General features: G+C 73.9%; 18 protein-coding genes. 12 read left to right on the forward strand and 6 right to left on the reverse strand.

The window, feature by feature from the left end:
* Positions 1 to 266: 266 nt before the first annotated feature.
* Positions 267 to 2,261: a P-loop ATPase, Sll1717 family gene (locus tag AC0KTA_RS33065; protein WP_481051863.1), complete on the reverse strand. Its 1,995-nt coding sequence runs from the start codon at positions 2,259 to 2,261 to the stop codon at positions 267 to 269.
* A 325-nt stretch (positions 2,262 to 2,586) separates the two neighbouring features.
* Here AC0KTA_RS33065 and AC0KTA_RS33070 point away from each other — a divergent pair, with 325 nt between their 5' ends.
* The gene (locus AC0KTA_RS33070) at positions 2,587 to 3,324 is read left to right on the forward strand and encodes a hypothetical protein (protein WP_481051864.1); all 738 of its coding nucleotides are present in this window, start codon (positions 2,587 to 2,589) and stop codon (positions 3,322 to 3,324) included.
* A gap of 155 nt (positions 3,325 to 3,479) precedes the next feature.
* Positions 3,480 to 4,547 (forward strand): PucR family transcriptional regulator, encoded by a 1,068-nt coding sequence (locus tag AC0KTA_RS33075; protein WP_481051865.1) that lies wholly within the window; start codon positions 3,480 to 3,482, stop codon positions 4,545 to 4,547.
* A 19-nt stretch (positions 4,548 to 4,566) separates the two neighbouring features.
* On the opposite strand, the gene AC0KTA_RS33080 is transcribed toward AC0KTA_RS33075, so the two are convergent.
* Together AC0KTA_RS33080 and AC0KTA_RS33085 are read right to left on the reverse strand one after the other, a co-directional pair.
* On the reverse strand, positions 4,567 to 4,980 hold the full coding sequence (locus AC0KTA_RS33080; protein ID WP_481051866.1) for a CoA-binding protein: 414 nt from the start codon (positions 4,978 to 4,980) through the stop codon (positions 4,567 to 4,569).
* Positions 4,981 to 5,082: 102 nt separating this feature from the next.
* A complete protein-coding gene (locus tag AC0KTA_RS33085; protein WP_481051867.1) occupies positions 5,083 to 5,658 on the reverse strand; it encodes a TerD family protein in 576 nt (191 codons plus the stop codon).
* A gap of 234 nt (positions 5,659 to 5,892) precedes the next feature.
* Between AC0KTA_RS33085 and AC0KTA_RS33090 the strand changes: the two genes are divergently transcribed.
* Positions 5,893 to 6,300, forward strand: coding sequence for a BlaI/MecI/CopY family transcriptional regulator (locus AC0KTA_RS33090; protein ID WP_481051868.1), 408 nt, complete (start codon positions 5,893 to 5,895; stop codon positions 6,298 to 6,300).
* An 8-nt stretch (positions 6,301 to 6,308) separates the two neighbouring features.
* Positions 6,309 to 7,280, forward strand: coding sequence for a M48 family metalloprotease (locus tag AC0KTA_RS33095; protein WP_481051869.1), 972 nt, complete (start codon positions 6,309 to 6,311; stop codon positions 7,278 to 7,280).
* A gap of 60 nt (positions 7,281 to 7,340) precedes the next feature.
* On the opposite strand, the gene AC0KTA_RS33100 is transcribed toward AC0KTA_RS33095, so the two are convergent.
* Complete coding sequence (locus AC0KTA_RS33100; protein WP_481051870.1) at positions 7,341 to 7,796, reverse strand: tellurite resistance TerB family protein; 456 nt, start codon at positions 7,794 to 7,796, stop codon at positions 7,341 to 7,343.
* A gap of 132 nt (positions 7,797 to 7,928) precedes the next feature.
* Between AC0KTA_RS33100 and AC0KTA_RS33105 the strand changes: the two genes are divergently transcribed.
* Positions 7,929 to 8,636 carry a transcriptional regulator gene (locus tag AC0KTA_RS33105; RefSeq protein ID WP_481051871.1) on the forward strand — a complete coding sequence of 236 codons (708 nt, stop codon included), beginning with the start codon at positions 7,929 to 7,931 and terminating at the stop codon, positions 8,634 to 8,636.
* A 58-nt stretch (positions 8,637 to 8,694) separates the two neighbouring features.
* On the opposite strand, the gene AC0KTA_RS33110 is transcribed toward AC0KTA_RS33105, so the two are convergent.
* Entirely contained in the window at positions 8,695 to 9,384 is a 690-nt protein-coding gene (locus tag AC0KTA_RS33110) for a 4'-phosphopantetheinyl transferase family protein (RefSeq protein ID WP_481051872.1), read from the reverse strand.
* A 127-nt stretch (positions 9,385 to 9,511) separates the two neighbouring features.
* Here AC0KTA_RS33110 and AC0KTA_RS33115 point away from each other — a divergent pair, with 127 nt between their 5' ends.
* From AC0KTA_RS33115 to AC0KTA_RS33130, 4 genes are read left to right on the forward strand one after another with little or no spacing between them, the layout of a single operon-like run.
* A complete protein-coding gene (locus AC0KTA_RS33115; protein ID WP_481051873.1) occupies positions 9,512 to 10,138 on the forward strand; it encodes a YigZ family protein in 627 nt (208 codons plus the stop codon).
* 56 nt (positions 10,139 to 10,194) lie between these two features.
* Entirely contained in the window at positions 10,195 to 12,603 is a 2,409-nt protein-coding gene (locus tag AC0KTA_RS33120; protein WP_481051874.1) for an FHA domain-containing protein, read from the forward strand.
* Positions 12,604 to 12,614: 11 nt separating this feature from the next.
* On the forward strand, positions 12,615 to 13,262 hold the full coding sequence (locus AC0KTA_RS33125; protein ID WP_481051875.1) for a hypothetical protein: 648 nt from the start codon (positions 12,615 to 12,617) through the stop codon (positions 13,260 to 13,262).
* Complete coding sequence (locus AC0KTA_RS33130) at positions 13,262 to 14,281, forward strand: serine/threonine-protein kinase (RefSeq protein WP_481051876.1); 1,020 nt, start codon at positions 13,262 to 13,264, stop codon at positions 14,279 to 14,281. The genes AC0KTA_RS33125 and AC0KTA_RS33130 overlap by 1 nt, the downstream gene beginning before the upstream one ends.
* Before the next feature lie 5 nt (positions 14,282 to 14,286).
* On the opposite strand, the gene AC0KTA_RS33135 is transcribed toward AC0KTA_RS33130, so the two are convergent.
* Entirely contained in the window at positions 14,287 to 15,588 is a 1,302-nt protein-coding gene (locus AC0KTA_RS33135; RefSeq protein ID WP_481051877.1) for a streptophobe family protein, read from the reverse strand.
* 198 nt (positions 15,589 to 15,786) lie between these two features.
* On the opposite strand from AC0KTA_RS33135, the gene AC0KTA_RS33140 reads away from it, so the two are divergent.
* The 3 genes from AC0KTA_RS33140 (at position 15,787) to AC0KTA_RS33150 (ending at position 21,330) form a co-directional block, all read left to right on the forward strand.
* Positions 15,787 to 16,992, forward strand: a complete 1,206-nt coding sequence (locus AC0KTA_RS33140) for a DUF6777 domain-containing protein (protein ID WP_481051878.1) — start codon at positions 15,787 to 15,789, stop codon at positions 16,990 to 16,992.
* A 145-nt stretch (positions 16,993 to 17,137) separates the two neighbouring features.
* The gene (locus AC0KTA_RS33145; protein WP_481051879.1) at positions 17,138 to 18,304 is read left to right on the forward strand and encodes an exonuclease SbcCD subunit D; all 1,167 of its coding nucleotides are present in this window, start codon (positions 17,138 to 17,140) and stop codon (positions 18,302 to 18,304) included.
* Positions 18,301 to 21,330, forward strand: a complete 3,030-nt coding sequence (locus tag AC0KTA_RS33150) for an AAA family ATPase (RefSeq protein WP_481051880.1) — start codon at positions 18,301 to 18,303, stop codon at positions 21,328 to 21,330. The genes AC0KTA_RS33145 and AC0KTA_RS33150 overlap by 4 nt, the downstream gene beginning before the upstream one ends.
* Positions 21,331 to 21,332 lie beyond the last annotated feature (2 nt).

The following is a 21,332-nucleotide window of genomic DNA, read 5'->3' on the forward strand; positions in this document are numbered from 1 at the left end:
TTGTCATGCACGCAAAAGTCGCATGCCAGATGCGGCAGTTTGCCCGAGAACGTTTTCCGCGTCCACGGTGTCTGCCCGCTCCCGGCAGCCCCGGGTCGCGGGCCCGCGGACGGAGCGCCACCCGGGACCGGCACGGGATGCCCCGGCCCCACGCCCCCCATGTGGGGCGGCAACCCCCCACCCGGGGCATCCCGTGTCACACCCGGAACCCGCCGCGTGCCCTTCGGGAATGCCCGCCACGTGCCCTTCAGAGATACACGTCCCCTTCAGAGATACGCGCCGCCGGTGCTGCCGGACGCCCCGCCCGCGAGCCGGCGCAGGCGCCGCGCCTCGTCGTCGATGCGGTGCGCGACCCCGCCGGTGCCCAGGGCGCCGTCGAGCCCGGTGGCCAGGAGCTGGGCCGCGAGCGTGTTGAAGTAGCCCGCCACCGTGAGGACATGGTCGACGACGTCCACGAACTCGTCCCGGCGCAGCCGGTTCTGCGCGTCCGTGGCGTCGGCGAGCACCCGGCCCACCTGCTCGGCGATCTCGTCGCGGACGTCGTGCCCCAGGCCGACCGCGCGGCCCACCTGGCCGAGCACGGACCGGCAGGACCGCGTCACCTGCTCCAGGAGTTCGTACTCGCGCACCCCCAGCGACTGGCCCTTGAAGTGCGCGTAGCCCATGTTGCCGGAGCTGATGCGGGAGGCGACCACGCCGGGTTCGTACCGCCGCAGGTCGATGGGGCTCGTCGCCCCCAGCGCCTCGCGGAAGCAGGGGTGGACGTGGAACTCGCTCTCGTGCGGCTGCACGGGCAGCTCGCCGCCGCCTCCGTAGACGACGTCGTTGCCGCGCCGCACGCCGAGGAAGCCGACCGCGAAGAGGGTGTCGACGACACCGGTGAGGTCGAGGGATTCGACGTACGCGGGGAACAGGCGCCGCAGCGTGGGTGCCGCCTCCGCCAGGCGTTCGCCGAGGACTTTGCGGGTGACGGTGTAGCCGGTGTTCTGGAAGAGCGGGTAGAGCCGCTCGAGGAACGGGTGGGCGATCAGGTACTCCTGCACCAGGTCCTTGAGCTTCCACTCGGAGAACTGCCAGGTGGCTTGGAGGACGTCCGCCTCCTCGATGCGGTCGTGGCACTGGTCCGCGGCCGTGTCCCGGCACAGGTTGAGGAACTGGATGGCGTCGCGCGGGCGCGGCAGCGAGCGCGTGAAGAGGTACGTGGGCGTCGGCTCGCCCGCCACCGTGGGCGGGAAGATCTCCTGCCACAGCCGGGTGTCGTCGAGCTCCGCGCCGCCGAGCGCGTCGCCCACCGACGCCCGGGCGCGGGTCCGGGCCAGCTCCCGCAGGGCCGACTCCGTCCAGGCGATGCGCACTTCGTCGCCGCGGAACTTGTCGCCCTCGCCGAACGACAGCGAGTCGTAGATGTCGGAGCGCAGGAACAGCAGACAGCGCAGCGCCCGGCCGTAGGCGCCCGCCACGTGCTTGGCGGCCAGGAGCAGGCCGATGACCATCGAATTGCTGTCGGCCTCGGCGGACCACACCTGCTCCAGCTGGTCGACCAGGAGCAGCAACGGCGGATGCGCGTCCGCGCACCCGAGGTCGGTGAACGCCCGTGCCACGCCGTGCTCGACGAGTTCGAGCTGGCGTGCGGCGCGGGCGCCCTCGGAGCCCGCGGGCACCAGATCCATGGCGGCCCGCACCCCGAACGCCTCCAGGGACAGCGACGTCTGGAGCCCGCGCGCGCTCTGCGTGAGGCGGTCGCCGAGCCGCCCGCCGGGCAGCGCCGCCCCCGCCCCGTCCACCGCCTCCACCCCTTCCTCTTCGTTCCGCTTCAGGAAGCGGCGCAGCGCCTTGACCGAATCGGGCTCCCTGCGGCCGTGCGCGCCCTTGGCGTGCGCGGTGAGGTGGCGCGCGGCGTGCACGGCGAAGACGTACCGCCAGATCAGGGACTTGGCGGTGTCGCCCGCCAGGCCCTGGAGTTCGAAGCGGCGGATCTCGTCGCCCGCCGCGTCGTCCGGCGTGATCAGGAGGGCGCCGCCCGCGTGCGCGCCGTCCTCGCCGCCCGCGTGCGCGCCGTCCTCCATGAGCCGCATGCAGATCGCGCTCTTACCGGACCCTTTCCTGCCGATGATCAGCATCTTGCGGCCCGACAGCGCCGCACGGAACGCGGCCGTGGGCAGGAATCCCGCCCGCAACAGGCCGTCGGTCACGTCGCGTTCCGCGTCCTCGCGCCCGAAGTACAGACGGTCGAGCGCGGCCACGGACACGTTGCCCCACATCGTCGGCTCCTCGTCGTCCTCCGCGCCTCGCGGCGTCCTCCGGCGCGGTGCATGGGCTGAAGACGACCGGGCGGCCCGAACAGTTCCGAGCCCGTCCCGCACGGGTGACATACGCGCGCTCCGCGTACACGCGGCGCCCGCGCCCGGCTCGGCATCAAGAGCGCGTAAAGATTGCCGGAAAAAGGCAGTGCGCGGAAGGGGCGGGGCGCGTCAGGATGAGGGGGCAGGAACGGGGGGCGAGGTCCCGGGTGCCGGATCACGGAAACGAGAGCCGGCACCCGGGTGGACGACGCACCCCGGCTTGATCGGTCAAGGGGGCGGGGGCATGGGGGAGTTGGTCGACGCGGCGGTGGGGTTTCCAGGAGTGGCCTTCAGCTCCGCGCTGGCGGTGGTCGTGTGCTTCTGGCTGCTCGTCGCGCTGGGGCTGGCCCGCGTGGACAGTTTCGACGAGGACGCCGATCCGGGCGCCGTCGGGCTCGGCGGGGTACCGGTGTCCGTGGCCGCGTCGCTGCTGACCGGAATCGGCTGGGCCGTGAGCGTGGCCGGGACCGTCGCGGCCGCGCGGACGGGCTGGACCGGACTCGCGCACGCGGCGGGCGACGTGGGCCTGCTCGCCGCCTCACTGCTCGTCGCCTGGGCGGTGACGCGCGCGCTCGCGCCTGCGCTGGCGCGGGCCTTCCGGGGCCGGACCGGCCCCGTGCCGCGGGATCTCGTCGGCTCCGTGGGCACCGTCCGCACCGGATGGGTGGACACGGAATCGGGCAGCGCCGAAGTGGCCACGCGGGAGGGCGGCGTCACGATCGTCGAGGTCCGACAGGACCCGTCGGCTCCGGGCGAGCCGCTGACCGTGGGCAGCAGCGCTGTCCTGTACGCGTACGACGACACCGGCGCGTTCTTCTGGGCGGCGCCCTGCGCGGTGGCGTTCGCCCCCGGCCGGCGCCGCACCCCACCCGGGCCCGACACGGACGGGCGTGCCCCCGAGGCCGGCCGGCCCGCCCCCGCCGCGCCCAGGCCCACCACCACGCCCGAAGACGACAACTGGCCGCACGCCGACTGCGCATGACCGGCGCCCTGTCCGGACCTCTGTCCGGCTCCCTGTCCGCTTCCCTTCCTGCCCCGGAACCACCCGGGGCGGCGCAGCCGTCACCTCCGACGGGGCAACCGCCACGCCATGCGTTAAAAAGGCGCAAGGGCTTGATCAGAACGTCGGGGGCACAGGTGGCGAGTCATGACATACCGGGTGACTACCTGGACGGGTACGCCCGGATACTCGCCGACGCCTCCGCCACCGGCCGCGGACTGACGCGCACGGAACGGGAGTCACGGTCCGCGCTCGGCGAACGCGCCGCCGACGCCGGGTACGGACTGCGCGCCCTGGTCGGCGCGCACCTCGCGGCGACCCGCGCCTACGGGGCCGATCCGGCGGCCGCGCCGGTGTCCGCCGAGGCACTGCTCGCCGCCGTCGAGCAGGCCGTCGACGCCTTCGCCGAGGGCTACGAACGCGCCCAGCGCCTGGCGGTCCGTCAGGAGGAGGCGGCACGGCGGGAGTTCATCGACGACCTGCTGCACGGCCGCAGCGACCTGGGCCTGCTCGCCGAGCGCGCCGAACGCTTCGGCCTGCGCCTGTCCTTCGCGCACACCGTCGCCGTCGCGCAGGGCGACAGCGCCCACGAGGAGGGCGACAAGGCGCCGCGCGCCGTGGAACACGCCCTCGCGGGCCGCTTCGGCGACCGCAGCGTCCTGGTCACCACCAAGGACGGCCGGCTCGTGTGCGTGGCACCGGGCGACCAGGACGACGTGCTCGACTTCTTCGCCGCGCAGGCGCTCGCCGTGATGGACGGCGGCCGCGTCGCCGTCGGCCGCCCGCAGCCGGGGCCGGGCGGCGTCGTCCAGTCGTACGAAGAGGCCCTGAACGCCCTGGACCTGGCGGATCGGCTGGAACTGGCCGCCCCCGTCCTGCGCGCCGCCGACCTCCTCGTCTACCCCGTCCTGACCCGCGACCGGCAGGCCATGGCCGACCTGGTCCTGAACGCGCTCGGCCCGCTGTGCGCGGCACGCGGCGGCGCCGGCCCCCTCATCGGGACCCTGACGGCCTACTTCGACACGGGCTGCGTCGCGGCGCAGGCGGCCCGCCGCCTGAACCTCAGCGTGCGCGCCCTGACGTACCGCCTGGAACGGATACACCGCCTCACCGGCACCAACCCCGCCGACCCGATGCACCGCTACACACTCCAGACGGCGGTGATCGGAGCACGCCTCCTGGACTGGCCGGGGCGGCCGCTCTGAGCCGCGTGCGGCCCTACGCCTACGCCGCGCCGAGCCGCGGGATCTCGATGGCCGGGCACCGGTCCATGACCATCTCCAGGCCCGCCGCCCGGGTCCGTTCGTACGCCGCCTCGTCCACGACGCCGAGCTGGAACCACACGGCCTTCGCCCCGATGGCGACGGCCTCGTCCGCGACGGCCCCCGCGAGTTCGCTGTTCACGAACACGTCCACGACGTCGACGTCGAAGGGGATCTCCGCGAGCGATGCGTAGCCCCGCTCGCCGTGCACCGTCTCCGCCTTGGGGTGGACCGGCACGATGCGCTTGCCGTACCGCTGGAGCACCTCGGCGACGCCGTGCGCGGCGCGCCGCTCGTTGGTGGACAGGCCGACGACGGCCCACGTGTCACCGAGTCCGGTGAGGATCCTGCGAACGGTGGCGGGGTCGCCGTACATCTCGGGCCTCCAGGGCTGTGGGTGGTCTGCTTACGCCAACGGCGGGGCCGGCCGGGGGATTCCCGGTCGGCCCCGCCGTCGTGCGTCGACGCCGGAGGCGGTTCAGACGTTGACGCCGAAGTCCGACGCGATGCCGCGCAGGCCGCTGGCGTAGCCCTGGCCGACGGCGCGGAACTTCCACTCGGCGCCGTGGCGGTAGAGCTCGCCGAAGACCATCGCGGTCTCCGTGGAGGCGTCCTCGGAGAGGTCGTAGCGGGCGATCTCCTGGTTGTCCGCCTGGTTCACCACGCGGATGAAGGCGTTGCGGACCTGGCCGAAGCTCTGGCCGCGGTTCTCCGCGTCGTGGATCGACACCGGGAAGACGATCTTCGTGATCTGCGGGGGCACGGTGGCGAGGCTGACCTTCACGGCCTCGTCGTCGCCCTCGCCCTCACCGGTGAGGTTGTCGCCGGTGTGCTCCACCGAGCCGTCGGGGCTCGTCAGGTTGTTGTAGAAGATGAAGTGCTGGTCGGAGACGACCTTGCCGGAGTCGTCGCAGAGCAGCGCGCTGGCATCGAGGTCGTAGTCCGTGCCGGTGGTCGTCCGCACGTCCCAGCCCAGGCCGACCAGTACGGCGGTGAGGCCGGGTGCCTCCTTGCTCAGCGAGACATTGCCGCCCTTGGCGAGGGAAACTCCCACGGTGTCCTCCTGTGGTCCTCTGCGGAAAATCGGTCCCGGCCGTGGTCGGGACCGGGACTTAGAATCTACATGAGTGTAGAACTGTCCGGGGGTGGCCCTGCCCCTTCCGGCCGTTACGATGTGGCGCTCCCTGCGCGACGTACGCGACATACGTGACGAGTGTGATGTTCGGGAGTGCGAGGTACGAACCGCGATGGCATGCGCACCGCGACGGACGGGAGGCGAGGACACGGCATGACGCAGCACGACGGCGGCGGGCGGGAGCCGCGCCTGCGCAGGCGCGGGCAGGGCGAGCTGGAGGCCCAGGTGCTCGCGGCGCTGCACAGCGCGCGCGGCCCGGTCGGCGCGGCCTGGGTGCAGGAACGCATCGGCGGCGACCTCGCGTACACCACCGTGATGACGATCCTCACCCGGCTGCTCGCGAAGAACGTGGTGACACGTGAGCGTGCGGGCCGCTCCTTCGTCTGGCGGTCCACCGCCGACGAGGCGGGGCTCGCCGCGCTGCGCATGCGCAAGGTCCTCGACGGCGAGCGGGACCGCGAGGCCGTGCTCGCCAGCTTTGTCACCACCCTGTCCGCCGACGACGAGCGGCTGCTGCGCGACCTCCTCGGCGAGGCGGGCGGCGACGCCGCGGAGGACTGACCGTACGCATGGGGGTCTTCGTCTTTCTGCCGCTCGTGCTGCCGCTGAGCGCCTGGCCGGTCGCCCGGCTCGCCGACCGGCATCTGCACCCGCGCACGGCCACCCGCCTGCTCACCGTGCTCGCCGCCGTGATGGCGCTGTGCAGCACGCTGTGCCTGGCGCTGCTCATGGTCGTCGGCACCGCCCAACTGCCCGGCAACCCGCTGCCCGACGGCTGGTCCGACCCGGAGGTCCGCGCCGCCCTGCCCTTCGACGAGATCGCCGGCACGGCCGCGATCCCGGCGCTGACGGCGGTGTGCGGGGCGCTCGCGCACACACTGTGGCGGCACACGGCGGTACGTCGCCGGGGTCGGCGCGCGCTCGCGGGGCTGCCCGCGAGGTCGGTGACGGTGTTGCCGGACGAGGGGGAGGCGTACGCGTACGCGTTGCCGGGGAGGCCGGGGAGGCCGGGGAGGCCGGGGAGATCGGGGAAGGGGCGCGGGCGCGTCGTCGTCAGCCGTGCTCTGCTCGACCGGCTCCAACCCGCCGAGCGCCGCGCCCTGTTCGCCCACGAGCGGGCCCATCTCGCCGCACGCCACCACCGGTTCCTGCTGGTGACGCAGTTGGCCGCGCGGGCCAACCCGTTCCTGCTGCCGCTGCGTACGGCCACCGCGTACACCGCCGAGCGGTGGGCCGACGAGGAGGCCGCCGCGGTGGTCCGGGACCGGCGCGTGGTCGCGCGTGCCATCGGCAAGGCCGCGCTCGCGCCGAGGCGGGCGCCCGCGCCGGTGCTCCCGGGGCTTGCCGCGGCGGGTCCGGTGCCGCGCCGCGTCGCGGCCCTGCTCGCCCCGGCGCCCGCCGCCCGCACCCGGCCCTCGCTGTTCACGGCGGTGGGCCTGGCGCTCTGGGGCGCCGCGTGCGGCACCGCCGTGTCCGCGATGTCCTCGGCGAACGCGACGGTGACGATGGTGCTGGTCCTGCGGGCGGCCACACCCCTGTGAGGCCGCCGCTGTCCTGCGAGGCCGCCGTCTGTCAGGCCGCCGCCTGTGAAGCCGCTGCCGTCAGAGGTCGAACTCGTGCGGCGGCAGCTCCAGCGCGAAGCACGCCTCCCGCACCACGGCCTGCTCGTCCTTGTCGAAGTCGCCGTCGGCGCCGCCGATGACGATGCCGATCTGGATCACCGCACGCGCCTCGGCCGGCTTCTTCTTGGCCTTCGCGACCTCCTGCAACACGCTCACCTTGCCGAACGCGAAGTCGGCGGTCAGCTTGTCCACGTTGGCGTCGAAGCGGCGCCGCAGGTCGTCCGCGTCGAAGTTCCGCAGCACCTCATTCGTCGCGATGAGCTGCGCCACCCGCTGCCGCTCCGCCGCGTCCACGGTGCCGTCGGCGGCCGCGACCAGCGCGCACATCGCCATGCTCGCGTCGCGGAAGGCCCCGCTCGTGAGGTCGTTCTTCTTCGCTGTCAGCTGCGCCTGCATCGTCGACGCGGATTCCTTCAAGCGGTCCCACAGGGCCATGGAAAAACTCCATCAGTTGGTGCGCGCAGTTGTTGTTGCCCGCCACTTTCTACAACACTGTAGAAGCTAGCATCCGAAGCATCCGGACCAAAAAGTACCCAAAAGTTGCGTACGCACGGAAAGGTTGCCTCTATGACCCGGACACCCCGTGAACAGCCGGCCGGCACGGCACGCGGACTGACGGCACGCGGACTCCTGGAGGACGCGGCGGCGCAACTCGCCCCGAAACCGGGCGCGAACCCCTTGGTCCCGCTCGTCGCGGACGGCCGCGCCGACCGGCGCGCGCTCGCCGCGCTGGCCCTGGAGCAGTGCCGGATCGTCCCGGCCGACCGCCGCTCCTTCCTGCATCTGGCCGCCCGCTCCGGCGCATCGGGCCTGGCCGCGTGCGCCGCCTTCTTCGGTGCGCTCGCCGAGGGCGAGGCGGTGGCGCTCGACCGGCTCGGCCCGCTGCTCGCGGCGTGCGAGGTGAGCGCGGAGCAGGTGGCCGCGTACGTCCCCATGGCGGGCTGTCAGGCCTATCCGGCGTACGTCGCGTGGCTGGCCCTGAACGCCGAACCGGCCGACGCGGTGCTCGCGCTGACCGCCAACTTCGCGGCGTGGGGCGGCTGTTGCGCCACGCTCGCGGAGGCGCTGCGCGCGCGGTACGGCTTCTCCGACGAGGCCTGCGGCTTCTTCGACTTCTTCGCCGAGCCCGCGCCCGACCTTGACCGCGCGGGCCTCGCCGCGCTCCAGGAAGGCATCGACCGGGAGCGCCTCACGCCCGCGACGGCGCTGCGGCACGGGCGGCTGCTCCAGGACTACGAGGAGATGTTCTGGGGGAGCCTGGCCAGTTCGGCGTGAGCCGCCGAGCCGGGGGCTTCCCCGGGAGCTCCCCCGGGGTCCTACCGGGCGGAGGTCCTCACTCCGCCCGCAGCACGATCGCCGTCACGAGGACCCCGTCCCGTACCAGCCATGTACCGGAGAACCCCGTGAGCTCGGAGCCCGCGACGACCGGGCCCTCCACCAGGAACTTGGCCGTGAACGTGCCGTCGGCGCGGATGTCCAGGTGCGCGTCCTCGAAGCCGAGCCAGCGCTTGGCGAGCGGGAACCACGCCTTGTAGACGGACTCCTTGGCGCTGAACAGCAGCCGGTCCCACGGAACGGCGGGCTGCTCGACGGCGAGCGCGGCCAGCGCCGCGCGCTCCGTCTCGTCGCTGACCAGCTCGAGTACGCCTTCTTCCGACAGCGGCTCGGCGGGCTCCGCGTCGACGCCGAGCGAGGTGACGGCGCCGGTGCGGGCGACGACCGCGGCGCGGTAGCCCTGGCAGTGCGTCATGCTGCCGACCACTCCGTCCGGCCACAACGGCTCGCCCTTGTCGCCGCGCAGGATGGGCGCGGGCGGCACGTCGATGCGGGCGAGCGCGAGGCGGGCGCAGTGCCGCGCGGTGGTGAACTCGCGCTGCCGCTTGAGCACCGCCTTCGCCACGAAAGCGGCCTCTTCGGGAAACAGGACGGCGTCGGCCGGGTCCTCGCGGGTCTCGGCCACGAAGACGGGCTGCCCCGCCAGGAGCGTGCCCAATATGCCGGTCTCTCCGGACACTTCGTCCATGCACTTCGAAGGTGACGTCACGGTCGATCACTTTACCGGCGGGCCGCGCCACGCGGTCCCGAAGGCCTCGACCGGACCCGACGGCAGGGGCAACGGCCCAGGTGGGCCGAGCGCATAGGGTGGCCTGATGCAGGACGAGTACCGCACAGTGGCCCGTGAGGGCGTGCACGAGACCGAGGTCAACCGCTCGCGCTTCCTGTGCGCGCTCGCGCCCGCCGCCACCGAGCAGGAGGCCCAGGACTTCGTCGCCCGCGTCCGCAAGGAGCACCCGACGGCCACGCACAACTGCTTCGCGTACGTCATCGGCGCCGACGCCTCCGTACAGAAGGCGAGCGACGACGGCGAACCGGGCGGCACCGCGGGCGTCCCGATGCTCCAGATGCTGCTGCGCCGCGACATGCGGTACGTCGTCGCCGTCGTGACCCGCTACTACGGAGGCGTCAAGCTCGGCGCGGGCGGGCTGATCCGTGCCTACGGAGGAGCGGTCGGCGAGGCGCTCGACGCGGTCGGTACCTTGACCCGCAGGCGCTTCAGGCTCGCCACCGTCACGGTCGACCACCAGCGCGCGGGCAAGATCCAGAATGATCTGCGGTCGGCGGGGCGCGAGGTGCGCGACGTGCGGTACGCGGACGCGGTGACCATCGAGATCGGCCTGCCCGACGCCGACGTGGAGGCCTTCAAGGCGTGGCTCGCGGACGCCACCGCGGGCAGCGCGGCCTTCGAGCTCGGGGGAGAGGCGTACGGGGACGCCTGACGCCGGGTGGCGCCCGACCTCAGGCGCGAATGTGTGCGAATAGGTAGAATTTGGGCATGGGAGAGCGGCCCGTGGCGCCGACTGCGCCCGAACTCGTCCTCGAGACCGACACCGGCTCCACGGTGCTGAGCCCCAGCCGGGAGTATCACGTCGGCCGCGACCCGCTGAGCGACATCGTCATCGACGACGCCCGCGTCTCCTGGCACCACGCCGTCCTGCACGCCGAGCGCGACCACTGGACGATCGAGGACGAGCACAGCACGAACGGCACGTACGCCGACGGCCGGCGCGTCCACGAGGGGGACGTCGGGCCGGGCAGCGTCCTCTGCTTCGGCAACGCCACTGACGGCCCGCGCGCGGTCCTCGTCGGCCGTGAGCCGCCCCCGCCCGCCGCTCCTGAGCGCCCCTCCGCCGTCCGGGCGCCGCTGGCCACCGGCACCTTCCGGCAGCCGACGACCGTGCGCCCGCTGCCCACCCGCACCGTCCGCATCGGCCGCGCCCCCGACAACGACCTGGTCATCGACGACTTGGTCGTCTCACGCCGCCACGCCGAGCTGCGGGTCCTCGCGGACGGCACGTACGAGATCGTGGACCTCGGCAGCCACAACGGCACCTATCTCAACGGCCGGCCGGTCGCCCGTGCCCCGGTCGTGCCCGGGGACATCGTCGGCGTCGGCCACCGCGCGTACTGTCTCGTCGGCGACCAGCTGCAGGAGTACGTCGACACGGGCGAGGTGTCGCTCGACGTGCAGGAGCTGACGGTCGCCGTCGACCGGGGCCGCAAGACGCTCCTCGACCGGGTCTCGTTCCCCGTCGGCGAGAAGTGCCTGCTCGCCGTCGTCGGCCCCAGTGGCGCGGGCAAGTCCACCCTCCTCAACGCCCTCACCGGCCTGCGCCCCGCCGACGGCGGCACCGTCCTCTACGACGGCCGCGACCTCTACCGCGACTACGCCGAGCTCCGTCAGCGCATCGGTCTCGTGCCGCAGGACGACATCCTGCACGCGCAGCTCACCGTGCGCAGGGCCCTCGGATACGCCGCCGAACTGCGCTTCCCTCAGGACACCGAGAAGGCGGAACGCCGGGCCAGGGTCGACGAGGTCATCCGCGAACTCGGCCTCGAGCAGCGCGTCGACCAGCCCATCCACAGCCTCTCCGGCGGACAGCGCAAGCGCGTGAGCGTCGCCCTCGAACTGCTGACGAAGCCGTCGCTGCTGTTCCTCGACGAGCCGACGTCCGGGCTCGACCCCGGCATGGACCGCTCGGTGATGCACATGCTGCGCGGCCTCGCCGACGACGGCCGGACCGTCATCGTCGTCACGCACAGCGTGCTCAGCCTCGACGTGTGCGACCGCCTCCTCGTGCTCGCCGCGGGCGGCAGGATCGCCTACTACGGGCCGCCGCGGGAGTCCCTCCCGTTCTTCGGCTTCGAGCAGTGGCCCGAGGCGTTCGAGGCCTTCGAGGGGGACCGCGACCGGGACTGGGCGGGGGACTACCGGCAGTCGCCGTTCCACCAGCGGTACATCGTCGACTCCTCCGCGCAGCCGCATCTCCCGCAGCAGGGTGGCGCGGGTCTCCCGCAACAGGGCGGTGCGGGTCTCTTGCCGCAAGGCGGCCCTGGTCAGGTCGCCGCCTTCGCACCGCCGCCGAAGTCGCAGAGCTGGGGGTCCCAACTGCGCACCCTGGTGCGGCGGTACGCGGCCACGCTCGGCGCGGACCGGACCTTCCTCGCGATCATGATCGCGCTGCCGTTCGTGATGGGCGCCATGGCCCGCGCGCTGGCCGGGAGCAGGCTGACGCAGGAGACCGCGATGAACGCGCTGCTCATCCTCTGCGTGGGCGGAGTCCTGACCGGCGCCGCCAACGCCGTGCGGGAACTGGTCAAGGAACGCGTCATCTACCGGCGCGAACGGGCCGTGGGGCTCTCCAGATCGGCGTATCTGATGTCCAAGGTCGTCGTGCTCGGCACGATCACCGTGCTGCAGGCCGTCGTGCTGACCCTGGTGGCCCTGCTCGGCGTCGACCTCAACGCGCCCGGCGGCGAGGGCGTGTTGCTGTCGCCGCTGGTCGAGATCACCGTGGCGGTGGCCCTGCTGGCCTTCACGGCCATGATGCTCGGGCTGCTCGTCTCGGCCCTGGTGCGCAAGGAAGAGGTGACGATGCCGCTGCTCGTGCTCCTCGCCATCGTCCAAGTGGTGTTCTGCGGCGCACTCCTGAAGCTCCACGGGGTGCCCGGCGTCGAGCAGTTGGCGTGGCTCGTGCCCTCGCGGTGGGCGCTGGGCGCGATGGCGGGGACCGTCGGCCTCGGCAGGATCGTCCCGGGGGAGCTGGCGGCGGATCCGCTGTTCCGGCACTCCGCGGGTGTCTGGCTGATCAACGTGGGCATGCTGGTGGTTCTCTCGGTCGTCTTCGGATACGCCGTCGCCAGGCTGCTGCGACGGCACGAACCCGCGGTCATGCGGAAGTAGGGGCAGGTGCGATGACCACTGCGGACTTCCGCCCCACACACGTCGTCCCCCCGGACGGGCTGCCCGCCTGGGAGGCGCCGGACGCGAACCGGCCGACGACGCCGCTCGACGCGCTGCTGCCCGTGCAGCTGGTCGACCGGCTCGGCGACTGGGGCCGGATCGTCTGCGCCAACGGCTGGTCGGCCTGGGTCGACGGCCGCCTCCTGGTCGCCGTGCCACGCGATCCGCCGGCCGCGGGCCACCCGCCGACCCGCACGGCGGACCCACGCCCGCTCCTGGCGCGGGCCGAGGACGCACTGGCGCGCTACCGTCGCGCGGCGGAGGAACTGGCGGCCGGCGGGACGGACGGCGAGTCCTTCCGCCGCCGGACGCACGGACTGCGCGTGGGCATGATCGTGGACGGCGAGTCGGTGTGGCTCTACGACGCCGAACACGAGCGGTGGGTGTACTGCGACGGGACGCGGCTCAGTACGTACGCGGCGGGCGACGGGCCGAGCGTCCACGGCGAGGGGGCGGGCGGGGCGCCGGAGCCGACGCAGGTGGTCGAGGCGGCGCCTGATCCGGATCGGGCGCATGCTCCGTACGGCGAAGAACCCACCCGTCGCATCCCGCCCGTCACGGTCGACCCCGACTCGCCTGCCCGGCCCGGTGACGCCTGATGGGGACCGCTCCGCGTGACGCGCCGTCGGGACAGGGGCCGCAGTTCGGGCGGCCCTCCGATCTGATCGGGAAGCAGATAGCGGGATACCGGGTCGAGAGCGAGATCGGGCGCGGCGGCATGGCCGTCGTGTATCGCGCCAAGGATCTGCGTCTGGACCGGACCGTCGCCCTGAAGCTGCTCGCCCCCGAGCTCGCGCGCAACGACACCTTCCGGCAGCGCTTCACGCACGAGTCGCGCGTGGCCGCCGCGATCGAGCATCCGCACATCGTGCCGGTCTTCGAGGCGGGCGAGACCGACGGCGTGCTCTACATCGCGATGCGTTACGTTCCCGGGCTCGACCTGCGTCACCTGCTCGACCGCTCGGGCCCGCTCCCCGTCGGGGCCGCCCTCCGCATCGCCGCGCAGGTCGCGTCCGCGCTCGACGCGGCCCACGACCACGGCCTCGTCCACCGCGACGTCAAACCCGGCAACATCCTTGTGGCCAAGGGCACGGACAGCGACCGCCCGGAGCACGTCTACCTCACGGACTTCGGCCTGACGAAGAAGTCCCTCTCGCTGACCGGGTTCACGACCGTCGGCCAGTTCGTCGGGACCCTCGACTACGTGGCACCGGAACAGATCTCGGGGCGCCCCGTGGACGGCAGGTGCGACGTCTACAGCCTTGCCTGCGTCGTCCACGAGACCATCGCCGGCGGGCCGCCCTTCCAGCGCGACGACGACATGGCGCTGCTCTGGGCCCATCAGTACGACCAGCCGCCCCGCCTGACCGAGAAGCGCCCCGGCATCCCCGAAGCCCTCGACGGAGTCCTCGCGAAGGCGTTGGCCAAGAGCCCCGACGACCGGTACGGCTCCTGCCTGGAGTTCACGGCCGCTTTGCGCTCCGCGGTCATGGGCGGTGGCCAGGGTCACCCTCCGACACAGGTGGACGTCCAGGTCGTGGGAGCCTCCGCCGACCCCGGAGCGCCGCCGGAGCCTCCCGGCTGGGCGCGGCCGGTCTTTCGGCGGTTGCCGGGCTAGGCCTGTCAGGGCCCCTCGTCCCCCACCTCGCCGCGCCGTCGGACCCGCCGCGCGAGCACGCCCCCGATGAACCCGGCGACCAGACCCCAGGCCACGGCGAGGAACAGCGCCCGACCCAGGTGCGGCCGCAGCTCCACGACGCCGGACAGGCCGCCGCCGAGGTCCCCGATGCCCAGGAGCGACAGGCCGTAGCGGGCGGAGACGCGGGCGAGCAGGCAGACGGCGAGCACGGTGAGGGTCAGCGCCACCGCCATGTGCACGGCGTGCTGCCAGGCCCGCATCCGGGTCGGCGAGCGTGCCGCCATCAGGAACGCCGCCCCAAGGACCATGACCGCCGCGACGACCAGCAGCCACCACACCCGGCCGTCGTGTTCGGAGAGCGTGCGCAGACTGAGCGTGGAGTCGTTCGGAGTACGCAGCACGTCGTCCAGCACGCGCGGCATGGGCAGTCCGAACGGCCCGTCCACGCGGCCTTCCCAGGACGCGCCGAGCCCGAGGGTGAAGGCTAGCCAGACGAGGTTGGGAAGCCCGAGAAGCAGCACCGCGACCGTCTCGGCGGCGTGCCCCTTCGTCGCCGCCACGACCACGCCGATGACAAGCCCCAGGGCGACGTACGCGAGCAGCAGGACCACCATGGCGTATGCCGCCGGACGTACCGACTCCTGGAAGCGCACCAGGCGGGCGGGGAGCGGAGCCCCGCGCGCGACCAGCAGCGCCACGGCGAGTACGCCGATCAGCCACAGCAGGCCGAACACGAGCGTCAGCGGCAGATCCGTCTCGAAACCGACTTCGGGCGAGGCACCCAGCAGGTCACCGATGTCGTCCGCGGCCCCCTCCCCGAGCGTGACGGTGAACCGGTGGCGGGCCAGCAGGCCGAGGCCCACGAGGAGCAGGGCCCACAGCAGCGCGATCCGGGCGGCCCAGCCGGTCAGTTCCCTGGTGTCGGCGACGGCCCGGTGCCGCAGCGGCCTGAGGAATCCGGCGGCGATCACCAGAGCTCCGGCCAGGGTGACCGAGAGGGGCAGCACGGAGAGCCCCGCGTCCGTCTCGGCGAGCGCCCCGGCGTCGCCGGAGAGCCCGACGGAGCCGCCGACCGCCATGACGACGACCGCGGCGACGACGCTGGGGAACGCGCCGTCGGGCAGGTCCGCGGCCCCGGCGGCCCACAGCCCGAGCGCGGCGACGACGGCCATGGCCACCAGCGCGGCGAGCACGGCGACGAGGGCGTGGGGCCAGCCGTGGGGGGCCCGTCGGCTCTGCGGCGCGCGCTGCGTGCCTGCCCGGCCGGGCGGCGTCTGGTGACTCACGTTGTCACGCTAAGCAGCCCCGCGTCGGCCCGCCCCTCGGGAGGGCCGACCGCGTCGGCTTGCGGGCCCCCGGGACGCGTCGGCTTGCGGGCCTCCAGGAATCGGGACACACAATAGGCGCGTAACGAAACAGATCGTGCAGAACGCCCCAAAGCGTGACCGATTCGTACGTCGCACCTACGCAGGGAAGAAGTCTTCGTGAGCGTCGAACCGCCGTCGTCAGGTCGCCCCACAGGACCCCCTTCAGGTCCGCTCTCGGGCCCTTCGCAGCCGGGCGCCACTCAGCCGGGCACCACCCAGCCGGGTGAGACCCCGTCCGACGCGACGCCACCGCCCGGCGGGGATCGGCCGTCGGGCCCGCCGAGCGGTCCGCCGGGCGGTGGCGGCTCGGGCGGGGGAGCGAACGAGCCGGACGAGGGCCCCGGCGGGAGCCCGGAGCCGGGCCGCCCCTGGTGGAAGTCGGCGCCGCGCGTCGCGGTGCTCGCCCTCGCCGTCGTGGCCGCCGTGGCGCTGGCCGTCGTCCTCACCCGGCCCGACGGCTCCGACGGCAAGCCCGACGGCGAGGTCCTGCTCCAGGCCGCGGGGAAGTCGGGCCCCGATCCCTTCACCGAGTCGACGGCCCGGGACGACGACACACCGCCGTCCCCGGAGGCGCTGCCGAGTTCCTCGGAGTCGGCCAACGTGACGCGCGGCGTCGACGGCGCCGCTCCCGGCCTCTACGGCGGGACGCGCAAGGTCGGCAGTTGCGACGTGGAGAAGCAGGTCGCCGTCCTCCAGAAAGACCCGGCGAAGAACAAGGCGTTCGCCTCTGTCCTCGACATCGACGCGTCCGCCGTCCCCGCGTACCTGCGCGCGCTCACGCCCGTACAGCTCCGCATGGACACTCGCGTCACCAACCACGGCTACCGTGACGGCGCCGCCACCAGCTACCAGGCGGTTCTGCAGGCCGGCACCGCCGTGCTCGTGGACGACCGGGGCGTGCCGCGCGTGCGCTGTGCCTGCGGAAACCCGCTGCTGCCGCCCGTCGCGCAGAAGGGCACCCCGAAGCGGACGGGCGACGCGTGGCCCGGGTACCGGTCGTCGAACGTCGTGGTCGTGGCGCCCGCCGCCCACGTCGTGAACGTGTTCGTCATGTACGACCCGAAGAGCGGTGAATGGTTCGAGCGCGACAAGGGCGACACGGGCGCCGGCGACAAGGAGACGCAGCCGCCGGTGAACCAGCCGTCCCCGTCGCCGTCCCTGTCCTTGACCCCGTCCCCTTCCTCGCCGTCGCCCGGTGAGACGTCCCCCGGCGAGCCGTCCTCACCGTCCCCCTCGACCGCGCCGCACACGCCCCCCTCGGAGCCGGAGCAGCCGCCCGCGTCCGAGTCCCCGCAACCGCCGTCGTCGCCGGTGCCCTACTGAGGCTCGTGATCGAGACCGAGGCTCGTGATCGAGCAGGTGCCGGCAGGCGCTAGCGTGGTGGCTGCTGTCGGCGAGGCCCGTGCTGGGGCGGTGCTGGATCCGGCGCGCAGGAGGGGAGAGCGAGCATGCGGGCCGGAGCGGCGTCTTGAGAATTCTGCACACGTCCGACTGGCATCTGGGCCGGGCGCTCCACCGCGTGAACATGCTCGGCGCCCAGGCCGAGTTCATCGGCCACCTCGTCGCCACGGCGCGGGAGCACGAGGTGGACGCCGTCGTCGTGTCCGGGGACGTGTACGACAGGGCGGTGCCCCCGCTCGCCGCGGTCGAGCTGTTCGACGACGCCCTGCACCGGCTCGCGGACCTCGGCGTGCCCACGGTGATGATCTCCGGGAACCACGACTCGGCACGCCGCCTCGGCGTCGGCGCCGGACTCATCGGCCGCGCGGGCATCCACCTGCGCACCGACCCGGCCGGCTGCGCGGACCCCGTGGTGCTCACCGATGCCCACGGGGACGTGGCGTTCTACGGCCTGCCGTATCTCGAACCGGCCCTGGTGAAGGACGAGTTCGGCGTCGGGCGCGCCGGGCACGAGGTGGTGCTCGCGGCCGCCATGGACCGCGTCCGGGCCGACCTCGCCGCGCGCGCGGACGGCACCCGCTCCGTCGTCCTCGCGCACGCCTTCGTGACCGGCGGCGCTGCCAGCGACAGCGAGCGGGACATCACGGTCGGCGGCGTCGCCTCTGTGCCGGCCGGTGTCTTCGACGGCGTGGATTATGTGGCGCTCGGCCACCTGCACGGCAGCCAGGTCATCGGCGAGCGCGTGCGCTACAGCGGTTCCCCGCTGGCGTACTCCTTCTCGGAGGCCGAGCACCGCAAGAGCATGTGGCTGATCGATCTCGGCCCCGCTGGGGAGCTGGCGGCGGCCGAGCGGATCGACTGCCCGGTGCCCCGTCCGCTCGCCCGCATCAGAGGCGCCCTTGAGGACCTGCTTGTGGACCCGGCCCTCGCCCGCCACGAGGAGGCGTGGATCGAGGCGACCCTCACGGACGCGGTCCGCCCGGACGAGCCGATGGCCCGCCTCACCGAGCGGTTCCCGCACACCCTCAGCCTCGTCTTCGACCCGGACCGCGCCCCCGAGGACCCGGACGTGTCGTACGCCCAGCGCCTCAAGGGCCGCGACGACCAGCAGATCGCGGAGGACTTCGTGACCCATGTGCGCGGCGCGGGCCCGGACGAGCGCGAACGGACCGTGCTGCGCGACGCGTTCGACGCCGTCCGCACCGAAGAGACGGTGCGCGAGGTGGCCCGATGAGGCTGCACCGCCTGCGGATCACCGCCTTCGGGCCGTTCGGCACCACCCAGGACATCGACTTCGACGACCTGTCGGCGGCCGGCCTCTTCCTGCTGCACGGCCCCACGGGCGCCGGCAAGACCTCCGTCCTGGACGCCGTCTGCTACGCGTTGTACGGCTCGGTCCCAGGTCCGCGGCAGGGCGGCGGCCAGGGGGTGACCCTGCGCAGTGACCACGCCCGGCCGGACACCCGCACGGAGGTGCGGCTCGAACTGACCGTGGCAGGGTGCCGCCTGGAGATCATCCGGCAGCCGCCCTGGGAGCGCCCGAAGAAGCGCGGCACGGGCACCACGACGGACAAGGCGCAGAGCTGGCTGCGTGAGTACGCGGCCGGGGGCGCCGATGGCGTCGGCGGCTGGAAGGACCTCAGCCGCTCCCACCAGGAGATCGGCGAGGAGATCACGCAGCTCCTCGGCATGAGCAAGGAACAGTTCTGCCAGGTCGTGCTGTTGCCGCAGGGCGACTTCGCCCGTTTCCTGCGCGCCGACGCGGAGGCCCGCGGCAAGCTCCTCGGGCGGCTCTTCGACACGCGCCGGTTCGCCGCCGTCGAGCAGCGCCTCGCCGAGCAGCGCCGCGCCGCCGAGGCGCGGGTGCGCGAGGGCGACGCGGACCTGCTCGCGGACGCGCACCGCATGCAGCAGGCCGCGGGCGGGGGCGGCGACGGCACGGGCGCCGAACTGCCGCTGCCCGATGCCGCACCCGGCGACCCCGGGCTCGCCGACTCCGTGCTCGCCTGGGCCGCCGTCGCCCGCGCGGGCGCCCGCGAGCGCCTCACCGTCGCCCGCAGCGCCCTCGCGCACGCGGAGTCCGCCCACGTGACGGCGGTCGCCGAGCTGGACGACGTACGCGAACTGGCCCGCCTCCAACGGCGGTTCGCCGACGCCCAGGAGCGCGCCGCCCGCCTCGAGGAGCGCGCCGACGATCAGCGGCGCCTCGCCGCGCGCATGGAGCAGGCCCGCAAGGCGGAGACCGTCGCCCCGGCGCTCGCCCTGCGCGCCGACGCCGACGAGGACCACCGCCGCGCCACGGCCGACGAGGCACGCGCGCGTGCACAGCTCCCCGCCGCGTACGCCGACGAGGGCGCCACCGGCCTCGCGGGCGCCGCGCGCCGGGCCAGCGAGGAACTGGGCGGCCTCGCCTCCGCCCGCCGCGCCGAGCGCCGCCTCGCCGAACTGACCGCGCAGCGCGCCGACCTGGACCGCCAGGAGCGGGCCGACGACGAGCTCCTTCAGGACGCCGCGGGCTGGCTCGCCGACTGGGACACCACCCGGTCCCGTCTCCAGGACGGCATCGAGGCGGCCCAGGAGGCCGCCACGCGCACCGAGCACCTGGCCGGCCGGCTCCAGCCCGCCCAGGAGAAACTGGACGCGGCCCGCCGCCGCGACCGGCTCACCCAGGAGGCCGCCGCGGCCCAGGAGCGCCTGATCGCCGCCCGCGAGCACGCCACCGCCGCCCACGAGCGCTGGCTCGGCCTCAAGGAGCAGCGCCTCGCGGACATCGCCGCCGAACTCGCCGCGCACCTCGACGACGGCACCCCCTGCGCCGTCTGCGGCGCCACCGAACACCCCGCCCCCGCGCGGAAGTCCGCGGGCCACGTCGACCGCGCCGCCGAAGAGGCCGCCCTCGCCGCCCACCAGCGGGCGGACGAGGCCCGGGCGGCCGCCGAGCGGGACCTCGGCACCGTACGGGAATCACTCGCGGCCGCCACCGCCGCCGCGTCCGACACACCGGTCGACGAACTCGCCGCGGCCGTGGAGGAGTTGCGGCACGCCCACACCGAGGCCCGTCACCGCGCCTCCGGCCTGCACGCCGCTCGCGAAGCGCTGGCCCGTGCCGAGCGGGAGCACGACCGCCGGGTCGCCGCCCAGCAGGAAGCGGCCCGCCGCGTCGAGTCCCGCGCCGCCCTGAGGGACGCCCTGGCCGCTGAACAGGCGGGCCTGGAGGAGGAGTTGAGCCGCGCGCGCGGAGCGTCCGCGAGCGTCGCCCAGCGCGCCGCGCAGTTGGAGCGGCAGACCACGCTGCTCACCGAGGCCGCCGACGCCGCCCGCGCCGCCGACGAGTCCGCCCAGCGCCTGAAGGACGCCGACGCCCGGCTCGCCGACGCCGCCTTCCGCGCCGGGTTCGACACCCCGGCCGCCGCGTCCGCCGCGCTGCTCGACGACGCGGGCCACCGCGAGCTCCAGCACCGCATCGATGCCTGGCAGAACGAGCAGGCCGCGGTCCGCGCGCTGCTCGCCGAACCCGACGCGGCCGCCGCCGCGCAGCGGCCCCCCGCGCCGCTCACCGAGGCCGAGGCCGCCGCCGAAGCGGCCGGCCACCGGGTGCGCGCCACCGCGTCCGCGTGCGACGCCGCCGCCCGGCGGTGCGCCGAACTCGACCGGCTCTCCGCCCGCTCGGCCGCCGCCGCCCGGCGGCTCGCCCCGCTGCGCGAGGCCCACGACCGCGTGGCGCGGCTCGCCACGCTGGCCGCCGGGACCTCGGCCGACAACGAACGCAGGATGCGCCTGGAGTCGTACGTCCTCGCGGCCCGCCTGGAACAGGTCGCCGCCGCGGCGACGGTCCGGCTGCGCCGCATGTCCTCGGGCCGCTACACCCTCGTCCACTCCGACGACCGCACCGGCCGCGGCCGCTCGGGCCTCGGCCTGCACGTGGTCGACGCGTGGACGGGCCGCGAGCGCGACACGGCGACCCTCTCCGGCGGCGAGACGTTCTTCGCCTCGCTCGCCCTCGCCCTCGGCCTCGCGGACGTCGTCACGGACGAGGCGGGCGGCGTGCGCCTCGACACGCTCTTCATTGACGAAGGCTTCGGCTCCCTCGACGACCAGACGCTCGACGAGGTCCTGGACGTCCTGGACTCGCTGCGCGAGCGGGACCGCAGTGTCGGCATCGTCAGCCACGTCGCGGACCTGCGGCGCCGGGTGCACGCGCAGCTGGAGGTCGTGAAGGGCAGGGCGGGGTCGGTGGTGCGGCAGCGGAGGGAGGCCTGAGC

It is taken from the genome of Streptomyces sp. Y309, assembly GCF_056712025.1.

Bases quoted from the DNA above. Each gene is read 5' to 3' on its own strand.
- AC0KTA_RS33065 (WP_481051863.1), bottom strand. From the start codon at position 2,261: ATGTGGGGCAACGTGTCCGTGGCCGCGCTCGACCGTCTGTACTTCGGG.
- AC0KTA_RS33125 (WP_481051875.1), top strand. From the start codon at position 12,615: ATGACCACTGCGGACTTCCGCCCCACACACGTCGTCCCCCCGGACGGG.
- AC0KTA_RS33100 (WP_481051870.1), bottom strand. From the start codon at position 7,796: ATGGCCCTGTGGGACCGCTTGAAGGAATCCGCGTCGACGATGCAGGCG.
- AC0KTA_RS33105 (WP_481051871.1), top strand. From the start codon at position 7,929: ATGACCCGGACACCCCGTGAACAGCCGGCCGGCACGGCACGCGGACTG.
- AC0KTA_RS33115 (WP_481051873.1), top strand. From the start codon at position 9,512: ATGCAGGACGAGTACCGCACAGTGGCCCGTGAGGGCGTGCACGAGACC.
- AC0KTA_RS33120 (WP_481051874.1), top strand. From the start codon at position 10,195: ATGGGAGAGCGGCCCGTGGCGCCGACTGCGCCCGAACTCGTCCTCGAG.
- AC0KTA_RS33080 (WP_481051866.1), bottom strand. From the start codon at position 4,980: ATGTACGGCGACCCCGCCACCGTTCGCAGGATCCTCACCGGACTCGGT.
- AC0KTA_RS33130 (WP_481051876.1), top strand. From the start codon at position 13,262: ATGGGGACCGCTCCGCGTGACGCGCCGTCGGGACAGGGGCCGCAGTTC.
- AC0KTA_RS33095 (WP_481051869.1), top strand. From the start codon at position 6,309: ATGGGGGTCTTCGTCTTTCTGCCGCTCGTGCTGCCGCTGAGCGCCTGG.
- AC0KTA_RS33150 (WP_481051880.1), top strand. From the start codon at position 18,301: ATGAGGCTGCACCGCCTGCGGATCACCGCCTTCGGGCCGTTCGGCACC.
- AC0KTA_RS33070 (WP_481051864.1), top strand. From the start codon at position 2,587: ATGGGGGAGTTGGTCGACGCGGCGGTGGGGTTTCCAGGAGTGGCCTTC.
- AC0KTA_RS33090 (WP_481051868.1), top strand. From the start codon at position 5,893: ATGACGCAGCACGACGGCGGCGGGCGGGAGCCGCGCCTGCGCAGGCGC.
- AC0KTA_RS33110 (WP_481051872.1), bottom strand. From the start codon at position 9,384: ATGGACGAAGTGTCCGGAGAGACCGGCATATTGGGCACGCTCCTGGCG.